Source organism: Rhodococcoides corynebacterioides, from assembly GCF_019834675.1.
GTDB lineage: Bacteria > Actinomycetota > Actinomycetes > Mycobacteriales > Mycobacteriaceae > Rhodococcoides > Rhodococcoides corynebacterioides_A.
In genome coordinates this window covers 62,179-77,665 of record NZ_JABUBU010000014.1, presented here as the reverse complement: position 1 = coordinate 77,665, position 15,487 = coordinate 62,179, and the positions used below count along the sequence as shown (strand labels likewise).

The 15,487-nt window shown below is 72.7% G+C and carries 13 protein-coding genes and 1 pseudogene; 8 read left to right on the top strand and 6 right to left on the bottom strand.

All coding sequences use genetic code 11. The features are described 5' to 3' along the window. Positions 1-137: 137 nt before the first annotated feature. From HQ603_RS13950 to HQ603_RS13935, 4 genes are read right to left on the bottom strand one after another with little or no spacing between them, the layout of a single operon-like run. A complete protein-coding gene (locus HQ603_RS13950) occupies positions 138-1,322 on the bottom strand; it encodes an NAD(P)/FAD-dependent oxidoreductase (RefSeq protein WP_222685110.1) in 1,185 nt (394 codons plus the stop codon). Positions 1,323-1,334: 12 nt separating this feature from the next. Next, positions 1,335-2,669, bottom strand: a complete 1,335-nt coding sequence (locus HQ603_RS13945; protein WP_222685109.1) for a glycosyltransferase family 2 protein — start codon at positions 2,667-2,669, stop codon at positions 1,335-1,337. Continuing rightward, positions 2,666-3,664, bottom strand: a complete 999-nt coding sequence (locus tag HQ603_RS13940; protein WP_222685108.1) for a glycosyltransferase — start codon at positions 3,662-3,664, stop codon at positions 2,666-2,668. The genes HQ603_RS13945 and HQ603_RS13940 overlap by 4 nt, the downstream gene beginning before the upstream one ends. Next, positions 3,661-4,626, bottom strand: a complete 966-nt coding sequence (locus HQ603_RS13935) for a WcbI family polysaccharide biosynthesis putative acetyltransferase (protein WP_222685107.1) — start codon at positions 4,624-4,626, stop codon at positions 3,661-3,663. The genes HQ603_RS13940 and HQ603_RS13935 overlap by 4 nt, the downstream gene beginning before the upstream one ends. 209 nt (positions 4,627-4,835) lie before the next feature. Between HQ603_RS13935 and HQ603_RS13930 the strand changes: the two genes are divergently transcribed. From HQ603_RS13930 to HQ603_RS13900, 7 genes are all read left to right on the top strand, one after another. Then, on the top strand, positions 4,836-5,918 hold the full coding sequence (locus HQ603_RS13930) for a hypothetical protein (protein WP_222685106.1): 1,083 nt from the start codon (positions 4,836-4,838) through the stop codon (positions 5,916-5,918). Then, the gene (locus HQ603_RS13925; protein ID WP_222685105.1) at positions 5,915-7,003 is read left to right on the top strand and encodes a glycosyltransferase; all 1,089 of its coding nucleotides are present in this window, start codon (positions 5,915-5,917) and stop codon (positions 7,001-7,003) included. Before HQ603_RS13930 ends, HQ603_RS13925 begins: the two co-directional genes overlap by 4 nt. Continuing rightward, positions 7,000-7,977, top strand: coding sequence for a glycosyltransferase (locus tag HQ603_RS13920; protein ID WP_222685104.1), 978 nt, complete (start codon positions 7,000-7,002; stop codon positions 7,975-7,977). Before HQ603_RS13925 ends, HQ603_RS13920 begins: the two co-directional genes overlap by 4 nt. Then, a complete protein-coding gene (locus HQ603_RS13915; protein ID WP_222685103.1) occupies positions 7,974-8,756 on the top strand; it encodes a glycosyltransferase family 2 protein in 783 nt (260 codons plus the stop codon). The genes HQ603_RS13920 and HQ603_RS13915 overlap by 4 nt, the downstream gene beginning before the upstream one ends. A gap of 19 nt (positions 8,757-8,775) precedes the next feature. Beyond that, positions 8,776-9,267, top strand: a complete 492-nt coding sequence (locus HQ603_RS13910) for a SixA phosphatase family protein (protein ID WP_222685102.1) — start codon at positions 8,776-8,778, stop codon at positions 9,265-9,267. Between the two features lie 12 nt (positions 9,268-9,279). Next, complete coding sequence (locus HQ603_RS13905; RefSeq protein WP_222685101.1) at positions 9,280-9,663, top strand: VOC family protein; 384 nt, start codon at positions 9,280-9,282, stop codon at positions 9,661-9,663. A gap of 95 nt (positions 9,664-9,758) precedes the next feature. Continuing rightward, entirely contained in the window at positions 9,759-11,066 is a 1,308-nt protein-coding gene (locus tag HQ603_RS13900; protein ID WP_222685100.1) for an MFS transporter, read from the top strand. A 29-nt stretch (positions 11,067-11,095) separates the two neighbouring features. Here HQ603_RS13900 and HQ603_RS13895 read toward each other — a convergent pair. Beyond that, a pseudogene (locus HQ603_RS13895) lies at positions 11,096-12,048 on the bottom strand (MsnO8 family LLM class oxidoreductase). Between the two features lie 142 nt (positions 12,049-12,190). Here HQ603_RS13895 and HQ603_RS13890 point away from each other — a divergent pair. Then, positions 12,191-13,840 (top strand): GMC oxidoreductase, encoded by a 1,650-nt coding sequence (locus HQ603_RS13890; protein ID WP_222685099.1) that lies wholly within the window; start codon positions 12,191-12,193, stop codon positions 13,838-13,840. A 4-nt stretch (positions 13,841-13,844) separates the two neighbouring features. On the opposite strand, the gene HQ603_RS13885 is transcribed toward HQ603_RS13890, so the two are convergent. Further along, positions 13,845-15,455 carry an alkaline phosphatase D family protein gene (locus tag HQ603_RS13885; protein ID WP_222685098.1) on the bottom strand — a complete coding sequence of 537 codons (1,611 nt, stop codon included), beginning with the start codon at positions 15,453-15,455 and terminating at the stop codon, positions 13,845-13,847. Positions 15,456-15,487 lie beyond the last annotated feature (32 nt).

The following is a 15,487-nucleotide window of genomic DNA, read 5'->3' as shown; positions in this document are numbered from 1 at the left end:
GTTGAAGCCCCGCCCCCCGCACCGAGCAGAAACACGCCCGCCGACGCCAGGAACGCAACCGAAACCGACTCCGCAACGCCCTCAACGGCGTCGCCCCACCCCAAGCGGAGGACACACCACCCCCGTTCTGACGGGGTCTACAGGTGACCCTTCAGCAGCAGATGCCAGTACGAGAACGGCAGGCCGTACCGATCGCCGGCCCACGCGAGGCGGCGGGGCTTCAACGGGTCGAGGAACGACGGAACGGAGGAGGTGATGGCGCCCGTGCGATCGAACTCGGCCGCGATCAGCCGATGAGCGTCGACGGGAATGGGGGCGACGGTGTAGCCGTCGTACTCGCCGAAGTCGTCTCCGCGGCGAGCAGCGAGCAGGTTGTCCACCAGCGTGGACACCTGCTTGCGCAGTCCCCCGCCGGACGGATCGGTGTCGATGGCCGCCCCGTCGCCGGCGGCCCAGATGTTCGGGTAGCGCCGATGCTGCAGCGTGCGCGAGTCGATCTCGACCAGACCGTGCGGCGCGTCACCGGCGAGTCCGGACTCCGTGACCCACGCGCGCCCACGGTAGGGCGGCACCAGGTGGAGCATGTCGTAGTCGAGGGTCTCGGCACCGCCCGGACCGGTCACCTCGATCGCCGTCCGATCCGGGTGCAGCGCGGTGACGGCGGTGCGCCGCAACACCGTCACCCCGAGCTCGCGCAGCGCCGAATCGAGCCGAGCGTCGAGATCCGGTACCCCGACGATGCCGTCGCGGTCGACCACCAGCGTCATGCGTACGGACCGTCCGATGCTCGCCCAGTGCGCCGCGGCGAGGAACAGGGGCTTGACCGTCGTGCCGGTGCAGCTGACGGGCGGGCGCGGCACGGTGAACACCGCGTGACCGCCGTCGCGGACGGTGCGGGTGAGGTACCAGGTGCGGGTCGCCTCGTCGAGATAGTTGCTCGCGACCGCCTCCGTCGCGAGGGCCGCGTCGATACCCGGCAGCGCGTCGTGGTCCGGCACCAACCCCGGTCCCACGATCAGATCGCGGTACGTCACCGTCATGCCCGACGCGCAGGTCACGGTGTTCGACGACGGGTCGACCGAGACCGCGGAATCCTGCAGCCACGTCACCCCTCGGGGCGTCACCTGCGCCTGGCCGCGCTGCGCGCTCGGCAACCGCGCCTGCCCGCCGCCGACGTAGGACAGCAGCGGTCGATACGTGTGCACCGACTGCGGCTCGATCACCGCGACGGAGTCCAGCCCCTTCTTGCGGCAGCGGGCCGCGGCCGACAGTCCGGCGTTGCCGCCGCCGATCACGAGGACGTCGAACGAGTACGGGGTCATGTCAGGAAGTCCTCACCAGGAGAGATCGGGGCGCAACGGCCCGGTGGTCACGTCGACGGCGTGCCCGTCGACGGTGTGGGCGCCGAACAGCAGAGCCAGCGCGGCCTTCTCGTCGACGCCGAGCGCGGACGCCCAGCGCCGGGCGCGTCGTCGCGCACGCCAGGTCTCGTGCGTGACGAACGCGCCGTCCGGCAGAGTGCACCGCACCGAGCCGCCCGCCCCGGCCCCTGCCAGCAGTTCGAACGCCTTCTCGCCGAACACCGCGCGGCCCCCGACCTCCACCGCGACTCGGCTGCGCCTCGTCTCCGCCGCGGTGGGCGCCCCGACCCGCACCCGCGGATCGTCGATACCCCACGTCCCGACGAACGACGACGCCTCGTCGCCGTCCACCCACACCGTCACGTCGCCGTGTCGGAGAATCGAGCCGACCGTCACGATCAACGACGCCGCCGTGTGCCCCGCACTGTGGACGACGGCCGTCACGTCGGGCACCGCGTAGCGCACCCCGTGTCGTCGGGCCGCCGGGTCGGTGACGAGCGGTGCCAGCGACATGGCCTCCCCGTTCTTGGCGTCCCGACGCCGGTCGTCCGGCCGCCCTGCCCAGTCCGGTCCGTCGTGCCAGGCGACGGCGGTAGGCACGTGCGCCAGGACCGCACCGGCCAGCCACGCGCGGTTGGCCAGTTCCCAGTCCTCGCCGCCGTAGCTGGTGAACGACTCGTCGAACCCGCCGATCTCGTCGAAGAACGTTCGGCGACAACACATCACGGCACTGATGACGTGGCGATACGACCGGTCGTCGGCGTCGAGCAGGTCGCGCGAGCCCCGGTAGGCGTCGACCAGCCACGCGGGCTCGTCGAGCACCGGGTCGCCCGGCTGCGGGAGCCGCCCCAGCGCGGTGAGGTCCGCGTGCCGACGGCGGCCGACTGTCAGCGCGTCGGGCACCAGCGCCGGCAGTCGGACCAGGGCGCTCACGTACCCCGGTTCGGGAATCGTGTCGGCGTCGAGAAAGCACAGCACGTCACCGGTCGCCGCGGCGGCGCCGAGGTTGCGCGCGGCGGCGGCACGGAAGCCCCGGTCCTCCTGCGTCACCACGGTGACCGGAAGCGCGCACTCCACCCGTGGCGGTTCGGGCGACCCGTCGTCCGCGACGATCACCTCGAGCCGGTCGCGCGGGTAATCCTGCCGTTCGAGCGCGGCCAGCATCAGGTCCAGTTGAGTCTGCTGCCGGTAGTAGGGCACCACGACGCTGACCGTCGTTGTCGCACCGGCAGTTCCGTCGAGCAGGTCCCACCGGTTGCCCGGCACCGTCGTGCCCGACGCCGTGCGCAGCGCACGCGGTTCGCTCACGTCGACACCCGCAGCGACGCGCGGTAGAGGTCGAGATGCGCCCGGCCCACCTCGTCGGCGGTCGGGTGCGCGATCACGCCGGAGGCGATCCACGTCGACGCGGGATCCGCCAGAGCGCGGCGCATCGCGCCGGCGAGGTCGTCCTCCTCGTACAGCGTGACCACGCCGGGTGAGCGGGCGTCGAGTTCGCGGGTGTAGCGGCCGGTCACCACGAGCGGACGACGCCCGTGCTCGATCCACGTGACGATCGATCCGGACGCGGAGAGGTGGCGATGGTGCGCGACCGGCACCGTCACCGCGTGCAGCGCCGCGGGCAGGTCGTCGTCCTCGATGTACCCGGTGACGCGGGCGGTCGCGGAGACCGCGCGCAGGTCGTCGACGAGGTCCTCGTGGCCCGGCGACGGGCGCCCCAGGGCGACGAAGTCGGTGCCGGGCGGCAGCGCGGCGGCCACTTCCACGTGCCCTTTGCCGGGGTAGAGGAACCCGAGGACCCCGACCGTCGCGGCCCCCGGGCTGTCGACCTCGGTGACGTGCCCGGTCTCGACCGGCAGCGGAATCACCTCCAGGACAGCGGGTTCGATCCCGACGTCGGCGAGGAGCAGCCGTTCGTGCTCGCTGCTGACCACCACGACGTCGGCGAGATCGGCGATGCGCCGATACGCGGCCGTGCGCACGGCAAACGCCCGGCCGTCGGACGGCTGCGGCACGTCGTGCAGCGTGACCACGATCCGCACGCCGTCCGCGCGCACGGCGTCCACGAGCGTGGCCACCGCGTCCGCGGCCCGGTCGGCGGGCGACCCGAACAGGCGATCGGTGACGTGCAGGTGCGCCACGTCGGCACCCGTGACCCGCGGCGTCGACGCGTCGTCGGGCCGATCGACCTGCCGCACGAGCACGGACGACCCGCCGACGCCGACCACGGCGTCGTGAATGCGGTGGGCGAACTGCACCACGCCGTGCTGGTCGGGGCCCACGATGACCTGCGCGACCCTCATCGGGTGACCCCGAGCCGGGTCAGCACGTCCGCGTGTCGCTCGAAGGCCGCGTCGACCACCGCGGGATGCTCGGCATACCAACGCAACTGGGCGCGGTGGACCTCTTCGGCGGACCGGGTCTCGCCGTGCACGGTCCAGTCCGACGTCGGCGTCGCGGTCGGATCGAGCACCTCCTGCACCCGCCGATCGAGCGGTGCGTGGACCGAATCGAGCAGTGTGCGACCGGGATCGGCCGGGGTGGCCGGCACGTCCAGCGCCCGCAGGATGCGGGTGGCCAGCTCGATCAGCACCGGATTACCGGGGTGGTTGATCGTGTGTGCGGCAGCCGCACCGTGCTCCGGTACCGCGTCGGAGATCGCTACGTCGCAGTCCTTCTCTTCCCGACGGCGGAGTTCGGCGAGGCTGCGGTCGGCGATCCACCGGATGGTGTCCTCGTCGATCGGCACGTCCCAGTCGTCCGTCTCGGACAGGCCCAGCGCGGCGGCGCGGACGGTCCGCAGATCGTGGTACGGCACGACGGGTGGGTCCCGCGACGGGTCCGCCGGGTCGCGCACGATCGCCTGGAACGGGAACAGTCCGGCGTAGCGGAAGACGGGCCACCGCAGCACGCGGGCGCCGTCCGGCAGGTGGGCGGCGATGTCGTCGGTGCCGATGGGGAGGTCGCGGTAGCCGCTGCGCACCGGCTGGGCCAGCAGCACCTGCGCACGCGTCGCCAGCGCCTCGAGGAGGGCGACGTCGGACTCGGTCAATTCGTGCACCGGCGGCATCCGGACGCTGGTGAAGGGCGCGTCGGCCACGGTGTCGAGCACCACCCGCAGGGCTTCTGCCTGGCAGTTTCCCAGCACGATCCACAGCGGCCGGTCGGTCGGGACGTCGTCGAGACCGTAGAATCCGCCGTAGTGGCGGGTGCGGCCGGAGGGTGGATCGCCGGTGGTGACGCCGGGTCGGGCGGGGGTGGCCATGGGGTGCGGCATACCCCGGCCGAGGGCCGCCCGAACCTCGCCGAGTGTGACGAACCGGACCACCCGGGTTGAACCGGGCCCCCCCGGGGCATCCTGAACCAGTCGAGGTCCAACCAGCCGGCCCGACACGCTGCTTCTGCGCGTGAAGGACATCGGCTTCACGGTTTCTGCGCGCCGTCCCGCTTGCCTCGAGAGGATGACCCCTGCCCGTGATCGCTGTCGCCTCGATTCCCGCCGCCCACCCCTATGCGGCCAGCATCGCCCCGACCGGTGACCCCTCGGTCCGACTGCTCCCCGATCCCCGCCCGCTCGATGCGACGACGCCCGAGCAGTGGTGGCCGCCGCGGTTGCTGGAACCGGAGTACCTGCGCGCCCACATCGAGGACATCGACCTGGTGCACCTGCACTTCGGGTTCGACGCGGCCACCCCCGAACGCCTCGAGGAGATCGTCGGGATTCTGCGCGAGTCTTCCACGCCGCTGGTGTTCACGGTGCACGATCTGCACAACCCCCACTTCGCCGACGCCGAGCTGCACCGCCGACAGCTCGACGTCCTGGTGCCGGCCGCCGACGCGGTCCTGACGCTGACCACCGCCGCCGCGCACGAGATCGAACGCCTTTGGGGCCGACCGGTCACCGTCACCTCCCACCCGCATGTCGCACCGCTCGACCTGATCGCGACCGTCGATCGGCACCGCTCCACGGTGCCCGTGATCGGCGTCCACGCGAAGACGTTGCGCGCCAACCTCGATCCGGAAGCCGTGCTGCCCACGGTGATCGCCGCCGCATCGGCGCGCGGTGCCGTCGTGCGCATCGACGTCGACGACGTGCTCTTCGACCACACCAGCCACTGGTACGCGCCGGAGCGCGGGGAACGTCTGCTTGCGTTCTCGGCGCACCCCGAGGTCGACGTCCGCGTGCACGGCCGTTTCACCGACGACGAACTGTGGCAGTACCTCTCGGAGATCGACGTCGCCGTGCTGCCGTATCGCTTCGGCACGCACTCGGGCTGGATGGAAGCGTGCCGCGACCTCGCCGTGGTCCCTGTCGTGCCCGACACCGGATGCTTCGGCGACCAGTTCGCCTGCCCCACCTTCACGTTCGGGCCGGACCTCTTCGATCCCGACTCGCTCGACACCGCCGTCGGCGACGCGTTGACCCGGTCGGTGCCCGACGCGTCGTTCGCCGAGTTCCGACGACACCAGCGCGCCGCGGTCCAAGCCGATCACGCCCGGCTCTACGCGTCCCTCGTCCCCGTGACCGGCCGCGACGCCGCAGGGGTTCTCTCATGACGGCCTCGCTGCGCATCGCCCTGCTCGGATCCTCGCGATTCCCCATCTCCCAGCCCTTCGCCGGGGGTCTCGAGGCGCACGTCTGGCACCTCGCGCGCGCCCTCACCGCCCGCGGCCACCGCGTGAGCCTGTTCGGCGCCGACGGCTCGTCCATCGATTCGCCGCACGACGTCATCGACGTGCACACCTTCACTCTCAGCCCGCACGCCCGCACCGAGCACATGGGTCCGTCGTGGGTGGTGCACGAGCATCACGCCTACCTGTCGGTGATGCTGGAACTGGCCGGGCGACTGCGGGACTCGTTCGACGTCATCCACAACCACAGCCTGCACTACCTACCGATCGCCATGTCCTCGACGGTCCCGACGCCGATGATCACCACCCTGCACACCCCACCCCTGGCGTGGCTCGAATCCGCGGCCGCGGTCCCGCTCAACCCGGACACGCGCTACGCCGCGGTCAGCCGCTACACGGGGCGACAGTGGAACCCGGTCGCCGGACCGATTCCGGTGGTGCCCAACGGCATCGCTCTCGACCGGTGGCCCAGGGGCGCCGGCGGCGACTACGCCGTGTGGACCGGACGGCTGGTGCCCGAGAAGGGTGTCGACGCCGCCATCGACGCGGCCGCGCTCGCGGGCTACCCGCTGCGCATCGCCGGACCCGCCTGCGACGACGAGTACTTCCGCACCGTCGTCGCCCCGCGCCTCGGTCCCGACGTCGTCTACGAGGGTCACCTGATGCAGAAGGAAGTCGCCGATCTGGTCGGCGGGGCCGCCGTCGCCGTCGTCACCCCGCAGTGGGACGAGCCCTACGGTCTGGTCGTCGCCGAGGCGCTGGCCTGCGGCACGCCCGTCGCCGCCTTCGGACGGGGCGGGATCCCCGAGATCGTCGACGACGCCTGCGGCGTCCTGGTGCCGGCCGACGACGTCGCCGGCCTCGCCGACGCCATGCGGACCGCGGCGACGTTGTCGCGCAGCGCCGCTCGCGCCCGCGCCGAGCGCGTCTGCTCCGACACCACCATGGTCGACTCCTACCTCGCGCTCTACCGGGACATGCTGGACGAGCGGGACGCCGTTCCGGCGTGATCGGGTACTACGTCCACCATCACGGCGTCGGGCATCTCACGCGGGCGTCGTCGATCGCCGCGCTGCTGCGTGACGACGTGACCGTCTTCTCCTCACGGCCCGCGCCGGAACGCAGTCCGTTCCGGCAGTGGGTGCCCGTGCCCCTGGACACCGGGCCGGACGCGCGGGGAGCCACGGCCGGTGGGGCGCTGCACTGGGCGCCGACGGGCGTGCCCGGACTCACCGAGCGCATGGCGATGATCGCGGCCTGGATCGAGCGTCACCGCCCGCGCGCGTTCGTGGTCGACGTGTCGGTGGAGGTGTCGACGTTCGTGCGGCTCATGGGGATTCCGCTCGTCGTCCTCGCGATGCCGGGTCAGCGCACCGACGCCCCGCACCGCCTCGCCTACACGCTGGCGGATCGCATCGTCGCACCGTGGTCGCGCACCGTGTACGACCCGGAGTGGTTGCGCGAGCACTCCGACAAGACCGTGTACGCCGGATCGATCAGTCGGGTGGCCGACCGCGCGTCCGCGGGTCGGCGCGACCCCGACACCGCCGTTCTGCTGAGCGGAGCGGGCGGATCGTCCCTCGGGGCGGGCTATCTCGACGCGGTGCGCGCCGCGACTCCCGGCGTCATGTGGCGCGGGGTCGGGACGCCCGGCGATCCGTGGGTCGACGACGTGTGGCCGCTCCTCGACTCGGCCGGCGTCGTGGTAACCCACGGTGGCCAGAACGCCGTCGCCGACGTGGCGGCAGCGAACGCACCCGCCGTGGTGGTCGCCGAGGACCGGCCGTTCGACGAACAACGCGCCACGGCACGGGCTCTCGGCGAGGCGGGTCTCGCGGTGGCGCTCGACGCCTGGCCCGACCCGTCGGCGTGGCCGGGCCTGCTGCAGCGTGCCCGCGGCCTGACCGCGGACCTGCGCGCAGCGACCGAGATCGACGGCGCCGCCGCCCGGGCCGCGGCCGCGATCGAATCGGTGGCCGGGTGACGACCGCCGTCGTCACCATCGCCGCCGGACGGCACGACCACCTCCGGGCCCAGGAGGCCGGATTGCGGTCGGGCACCGCGCAACCGGACGTGCGGGTGATCGTCGCGATGGGTGACCCCGACGTCCCCGGCGCCACCGTGGTCGTCCCGGCGGACGGGGCGCTCCCCCTGGCGCGAGCACGCAACGTCGGCGCGCGGCTCGCGCTGGACGCCGGCGCGGAGGTGCTGGTCTTCCTCGACGTCGACTGCATTCCGGCACCGAACCTCGTGGCGTCGTACACCGAGCACGTGCGCGACGGCGTCGTCCTGTGCGGGCCGGTCACCTACCTCCCCCGCGGCGCCGACCCGGGCCGGTTGGCCGAGCTGGTGAATCCCCATGCGGCCCGGCCGAATCCCCCGGCCGGGCAGGTGGAGCGCGGCGAGAACTGGGACCTGTTCTGGTCGCTGTCGTTCGCCGTCACCGCGACCACGTGGACCGACCTCGGCGGTTTCTGCGAGGACTACGAAGGCTACGGCGGCGAGGACACCGACTTCGGGTGGACCGCCCGCGAGCGCGGCGCGCATCTGCACTGGCTCGGCGGCGCGCACGCGTTCCATCAGTGGCATCCGGTGTCGTCGCCGCCGGTGGAACGGCTCGACGACATCGTCGTCAACGCCCGCGTGTTCCACCGGCGCTGGGGCCGGTGGCCGATGACCGGGTGGCTGACCGCGTTCGCGGAACGGGGTCTGGTGGAGTGGGATCCCGACGGCGGGACGCTCGAGCGCCGCAGGCGCGCCTGAACTTTGGTCTACTCGTCGTATGCGCACCCTGATCCTCATGCGGCACGGCAAGTCCTCCTACCCGGACGGCGTGGACGATCACGATCGCCCGCTCGACGAGCGGGGCCGTCGCCAAGCCGCCGCGGCGGGTGACTGGATCCGCGCGCACGTCGGCGACGTGGAGGCGGTGATTTGCTCGACCGCGACCCGCACGCGCGAGACGCTGGAGCGGACCGGCATCGAAGCGGACGCGCGGTTCGAGTCCGCGATCTACGGCGGATCGCCCGAGGAGATCCTCGCCGAGATCGCGCAGGTCGATCCCGAGGTGCGGGTCCTGCTGGTGGTCGGGCACGCGCCCGGGGTGCCGTTCACGGCTCTCGAACTCGCGGACGACGCGTCCGACCCCGCCGCGGTGGCGTGGCTGCGGTCCGGTTTCCCGACGTCAGCGCTCGCCGTGCTGGAGGTTCCCGGCGACTGGTCCGACGTGTCGGTGACCCGTGCCACACTCCGGGACGCACTGCGAGTCGACTAGAGAGGAACCACCATGAGCGTGCAGATTCAGCTGGTCATCGTGCCGGTGTCCGACGTGGACCGCGCCAAGGACTTCTACACCGGGATCGGCTTCCACGCCGATCACGACGCCAGCCCCTTCGAGAACATGCGCTACGTGCAGCTCACGCCGCCGGGGTCGGCGTGCTCGATCGCCATCGGGCACAACATCACCGAGGCGGAGCCCGGTTCTCTGAACTACATCCTCGCCGTGGTCGAGGACGTCGCGGAGGCCCGTCGGGCGCTGGTCGAGGCCGGGGTCGACGCCACCGAGGTCGCCGACGAGGGGTGGGGTCTGTTCACCCACTTCGCCGACCCGGACGGCAACAAGTGGGCCTACCAGCAGCTGCAGAACTACACCCCTGCCGCTCCCGCCTGAGCCGCGCGAGTCGGCACCGTCCCCTACGCTGCCGTGCCGTGGGGGGACGAGCGATGGAGACGGCGAGAAGATCGGGACCGCGAGCGAATCGGCGGGTGTGGCGGAGTATCGGCCGCACCCGCACGGTCTCGGCGGTGCCGTACGGGTGGGGGCCGGCGGTGGTGCTGGTGCTGGTCTCGTTGGTGGACCGTGTCGAGTACAGCCTCGTCGCCGCCGTGCTGCCGCAGTTGCAGGCGGAATGGGGCTTCGGGGACGCGCTGGCCGGCTCGATCCCCACGGCCGCCGCGATCACGACGGGACTGCTGGCGGTGCCGGCCGCGTACCTCGCCGACCGTCACGATCGCAGTCGGCTCATCACCGTCGTGGTCGTCGTGTGGGCGCTCGCGACGCTGGGATCCGCCCTCGCCCCGACGTTCGCCGTCTTCTACCTGGTGCGGATGGGTCTCGCCGCGGCGGAGGCGATCGACAACCCCGCCGGCGCCAGCTTGCTCGCCGATTTCCACCCGTCGGCAAGTCGCCCGACGGCGTTCGGCTGGTGGCGGACGGCCGCCTACCTGGGCGGAGTCGGCGTCGTGATCGGCGGGCTGCTCGCGGAGTGGTTGGGGTGGCGCGGCGCGTTCCTCGTCATGGCCGTACCGGGTCTGCTCACCGCGGTGCTGGTCTCGCGTCTGCACGAGCCGGAGCGGGGGTGGACGGACCGCCTCGCCGCCGGCGTGAGTGATGCGCGCGAGAACGGGCCGGCGGGTGATCCGGGCACGCTGCGCACCCAGTGGGAACGGGTGGTGTCCATTCGCACGCTGTGGGGTACGGGCGCGGCTTTGACCGTCATGAGCCTCGCGGTGGGCGGACTGACCTTCTGGGTGCCGAGCCTGCTGCAGCGACGGTTCGGCCTTGGAGACGGCGCCGCCGCGACCGCCGGCGGGGGCTTGACGCTGGTCGGGATCGTCGCCGGCACCCTGGTCGGCTCGGCGCTGACACGGCGCCCCCTGGCGTTTTCTTCAGCGCAATGGCGGGTGGTGGTGGGCGGCGTCGGCATCCTGGCCGGCGCCGCGGCGATGTCGGCGGCGCTGGCCGTCGACGGGGCGGTCGGCTTCTGCCTGCTGCTGACCCTGTTCGCGTTCTTCGCGGCCTGGGCGCTGCCCACCCTGACGTCCTGCGTCGCCGACGTCCTGCCCGCCCGCGACCGCGGGCTCGGATACGGCGCCCTGCAGATCGGGGCGACGGCGGGCGGTGCCGTGGGTCCGCTGCTCGTCGGCGCGGTGTCCGACGCGTCCGGCTCCCTCACCGTCGGGATGGTGCCGCTGCTGCCGTTGCTCGTCGTCGGCGGAGTGCTGGCGCTGTGCGCCTACCCGTTCGTGGCGCCGGACGCCCAGCGGGTGCTGGACGACGCCGACACGCGCTGAGTGTCCCGCGTTCCAGGACAGCGCCGACGTCAGGACAGCACCTCGACCAGCGCCTCGTCGGAGGCCCGGAGCGCCGCGCGGTCGAACGTGGAGGCCGAGGACAGGATCTCGTCCGCGTCGGTGCGCTCGACGATGCGCTCGAGCTCGCGCCGGACCGTCGCGCGGCTGCCGAACACCGCGCTCGCGAGCGTCCGCTCGGCCACCTCGAGCGCGCGCGGGCCGAGCTCGGGCATCTCGGTGACCGGCCGCAGCGGCGGGAAGTCCCCGGTGCGCCGGGACTCGGCCATGGCCACGGCCTCGGCGAGGGCGAGCACCCGGGCGTCGGCATCGGTGTCCGCCACCAGGATGTCGGCGGACACCGTCACCCGCGGTGCGGGGTTCGTCTCGGTGGCGACGAACTCGCGCCGATACGCCCGCACGCGGTCGGGATCGGCGAGCGCCGGACCGCCGACCACCACGGGGAGGCCGAGGCGGGCGGCCACGGTGAGACCCGAACCCGTCGCGAGCACCGACACCGGAACCGGCCGCGCGACGGCCGGCTGGGCGGTCACCGGTCCGGTTCCGTCGAGGTAGGCGAGCAGCTCGGCAAGGTCGTCGGCGAACCCGTCGGCGGTCTCGGCGCGCAACGCCCGCCGGATCGGTGGGGTGAACCCGAGGGAGCGGCCGATGCCGAGATCGAGCCGATCGGGGTGCAGCGCCTCGAGCATCAGTGCGCTCTCGGCGACCGCCAGCGGGGTGTGATTGGGCAGCATCACCCCGGCCGTGCCCAGTCCGATCGTGGCGGTCGCCGCCCCGACCGCGGCGAGCAGGACCAGGGGGCTGCCCGAGGCGATGCCCGGCACGGCGTGGTGCTCGGCCACCCGGAACCGGTGGTATCCGGCGGCCTCCGCCCACCGCGCGCGCGCTCGACGGTGTCCGTCACCGCCGCGGCGGGCGTGCGATCGACGCGCGTGCGGGAGCGATCGAGGAGGGAGACGAGCACGCTCGGTGCAACGACGGGACGGCAGGACGTGTTCCGGGCCCGCGCACCGGGCGTTGGGAGCGGTAACAGAAAGCGGCGTCGTCGCTGCGGACACCGATCCTGCTGGCACACTCGATACGGACTTCGAGGAGGTTTTCGACCCGTGAAACGACGGCAACTGCTGCAGTGGGCGGCCGCCGGGGCCGTGGGGGCCGCTCTGGGCCCGGCGACCCTTCCGTCCACCCGAGCGGCGTCGAGCCTGCTACCGTCGGCGTCGGCGGTGCCCCTCGGAGTTCCCACCATCCGCTCCCGCGTCCCGGAGCTGTGGGCCGATCCGCCCCGTCCGCCCGATCACTCGGCCGTGATCGTCATCGGCTCGGGGTTCGGCGCCTCGGTGGCCGCGTTGCGGTTCGCGCAGGCCGGACAGCAGGTCACCGTCCTCGAACGCGGTATGCGCTGGCCGCGCGACCCGTGGCGGGAGATCTTCACCGCGGACATGACCGCGGACGGCCGCGGGCTGTGGCGCCAGCAGTCGTTCACCAACGTCACCGGCATGCCCGTCGGCCCGGTCGACCGTTTCGGCGGCGTGCTGGACACCACCCGCTACGACAACCTCACGGTCTGGCGCGGCGCTGCCGTCGGCGGCGGATCCGTGGTCTACACCGGCGTCACCATCGCGCCCGACAAGCGCTTCTTCGACCTCTCGTTCGGCGGCCGCGTCGACTACGACGAGATGGCATCCACCTGGTATCCCGCGGCGCGGCGCATGCTGCGCCCGTCCCCCATGCCCGACGACGTGTACGCGGCACCCGCCTTCGCCCACTCGCGGACGTGGGACGATCACGCCCGCCGGGCCGGTTTCGACCCGCAGCGCGTCGACGGCACCTGGAACTGGTCGATCGTCCGCGACGAGCTCGGCGGACGGTCGCGCCCGTCGGCCACGGTGGGCCAGAGCACGTTCGGCAACTCCAACGGCGCCAAGCAGGACCTGACGCAGAACTACCTGCCGCAGGCCGAGGCCACCGGGCGGGCCCTGATCGCGCACAGCCACGAGGTGGCCGCGATCGGCACCGACACCGGCGGGCGCTACCGCGTGGAGGTGCGCCGACTCGACCCCGAGGGCACCGTCCTCGAATCCCGCACGCTCACTGCCGATCGGCTGGTGCTCGGCGCCGGCTCCATCGGCACCACGGAGCTGCTGCTGCGCGCCCGCGACACCGGGGCGCTGCCGAACCTCAACGAGTTCGTCGGTCGCGGGTGGGGCACCAACGGCGACGCGTTCATGACGCGCTCGCTGGGACCGATGGGCGGCGGCCCGCAGGGCGCGCCGTGCGCGTCGCGCATCGTCGACGAATCGGGGCTGCCGCTCACGGTGGAGAACTGGTACGTGCCCGGCGTCCCGACCGAGATGGGCTTCCTCGGCTCGCTCGGCATGACGATCGACCCGATGCGCGGGGAGTTCCGCTACGACGCGGCGACCGACCGGATCGCCCTCACCTGGCCCGCAGGCGGCAGCCGTGACACCGTCGCCTCGCTGCGCGCCGTCCAGAATCGCATGGCGCAGGCCGGGCGGACCGTGGTGTCGGCGGAGCCGTTCACCCGCGACGTCGACGACACCTTCACCGCGCATCCGCTCGGCGGCGCGGTGCTCGGCGACGTCACCGACGGCTACGGCCGGGTCGAGGGCCACGCCGGGCTCTACGTCGTCGACGGCGCCCTGATCCCCGGCAGCACCGGCGCGGCCAACCCGTCGCTGACCATCACCGCCCTCGCCGAACGCAACGTGGCGCAGATCGTCTCGACCGGCGGGTGAGGCGCTACCCCAGACCGATCTCCGGGGCGCCCACCGGCACCGTCACCGTCGTCGCGGTGCGGGCGCCGGCGCCCGGGACCGACACGGCGTCGAGCACCCGGACCTCGGACCGCCACTCCGTCGGCGTCAGCGTCGCGCGCAGGTAACCACGCCGCGCGTTCCCGAACGCCACGTGCGGCGACGCCGCCGCGATGGCCGCTCCGGTGTCGTCGACGTCGGCGCCGTCCTTGCCCGACGCGATGGACGTCGTCGCGATCTCGACGCCCACCGCGGGGGCCGGGTCCCGATAGTCGCGCCGCAGCTCGGAGACGATGGTGCGGTGGATGTCGCCGACGATCGACTGCACCTGCACGCCCCGATCGCGGGCGGCGTCGAGAATGCGGTGACGGGAGGCCTCGTACCCGCTCCACGGATCCATGCCCACCACGCGCTGCCCGTTCTCGATCTGCGCGAGGTCCGAGATCACCGTCTGGTGGGCGAGGAACTTCCAGGTGGACGCGCTGCCGAAGCCGTCCACGATCCACTGCTCCTGCGCCGCACCGGTGATGGTGCGGGTCGGGTCGGCCGTCGCGGCGTCCTGCGGGTGCTCGCCGTCGCCGTTCGCCTGATCGCTGCGGTACTGGCGCGTGTCCAGCACCGAGAAGTCGACCAGCGACCCGAACGAGAAGCGGCGGTACGCCTGCAGATCGGGCCCGACGGGACGCTGCGTCAGCCGCACCGGGGTGTTCTCCCACCACGCCTTGAACGCGTCGGCGCGGCGCAGGAGGAACAGCCGCGGATCGGCACCCTCGTCCTGGGAGATCTGCGACGCCCAGTTGTTGTCCACCTCGTGATCGTCGAACGTGGTGATCCACGGCGCCGCGGCGTGGGCAGCCGCGAGGTTCTCGTCCGTCTTGTACAGGGCGTACCGATCGCGATAGTCGTTCAGCTGCAGCGTCTCTCGCGACGCGGACTCCGGTCGCGGCAACGACGCCCGCGCACCCTTCCGCTCGATCCCGTACTCGTAGACGTAATCGCCGAGGAAGAACACGACGTCCGGCGCGGAGCGGGCGAGGTCGGCGTAGGCGCCGTAGAACCCGTCCTCCCACTTCTGGCACGACGCCCACGCGAACGACAACGACGCCAGCGGCGCGCCCGCCGCGGGCGCCGTCCGGGTCCGCCCCACAGGGCTGGCGTGCGGGCCGACGAGGAAGCGGTAGAAGTAGTCCCGCGCCGGCGCCAGGCCCCGCACGTCCACGTGGACGGACCAGCCGTCGGCCTCCGTCGCGAATTCGAGGCCCTGCGCGACGACGCGGCCGAACCGGTCGTCGTCGCCGATCTCCCAGCGGACGGGGACCACGCCCGGCCGCATGCCGCCGAGCGGCGCGATCGGGTCGACGGCCAGCCGCGTCCACAGCACCACCGAGTCGGGCAACGGGTCACCCGACGCGACACCCAACCGGAACGGATAGTCCGACGGCGGCGCCGCCGGCGGCTGGGCCTGCGCGGCGGTCCCGGTCAGCTCCGGCGTCAACGCGAGGGCGCCGACGAGGGCACTCCAGGTGAGGAAGCGGCGTCGGGTGGTCCCGGCCGTCAGCGAACGATCCGCACCGATGACGAGGTCGCGACGAGTCATGGGACTCGACCCTGCCTCGCCGACACGAACGG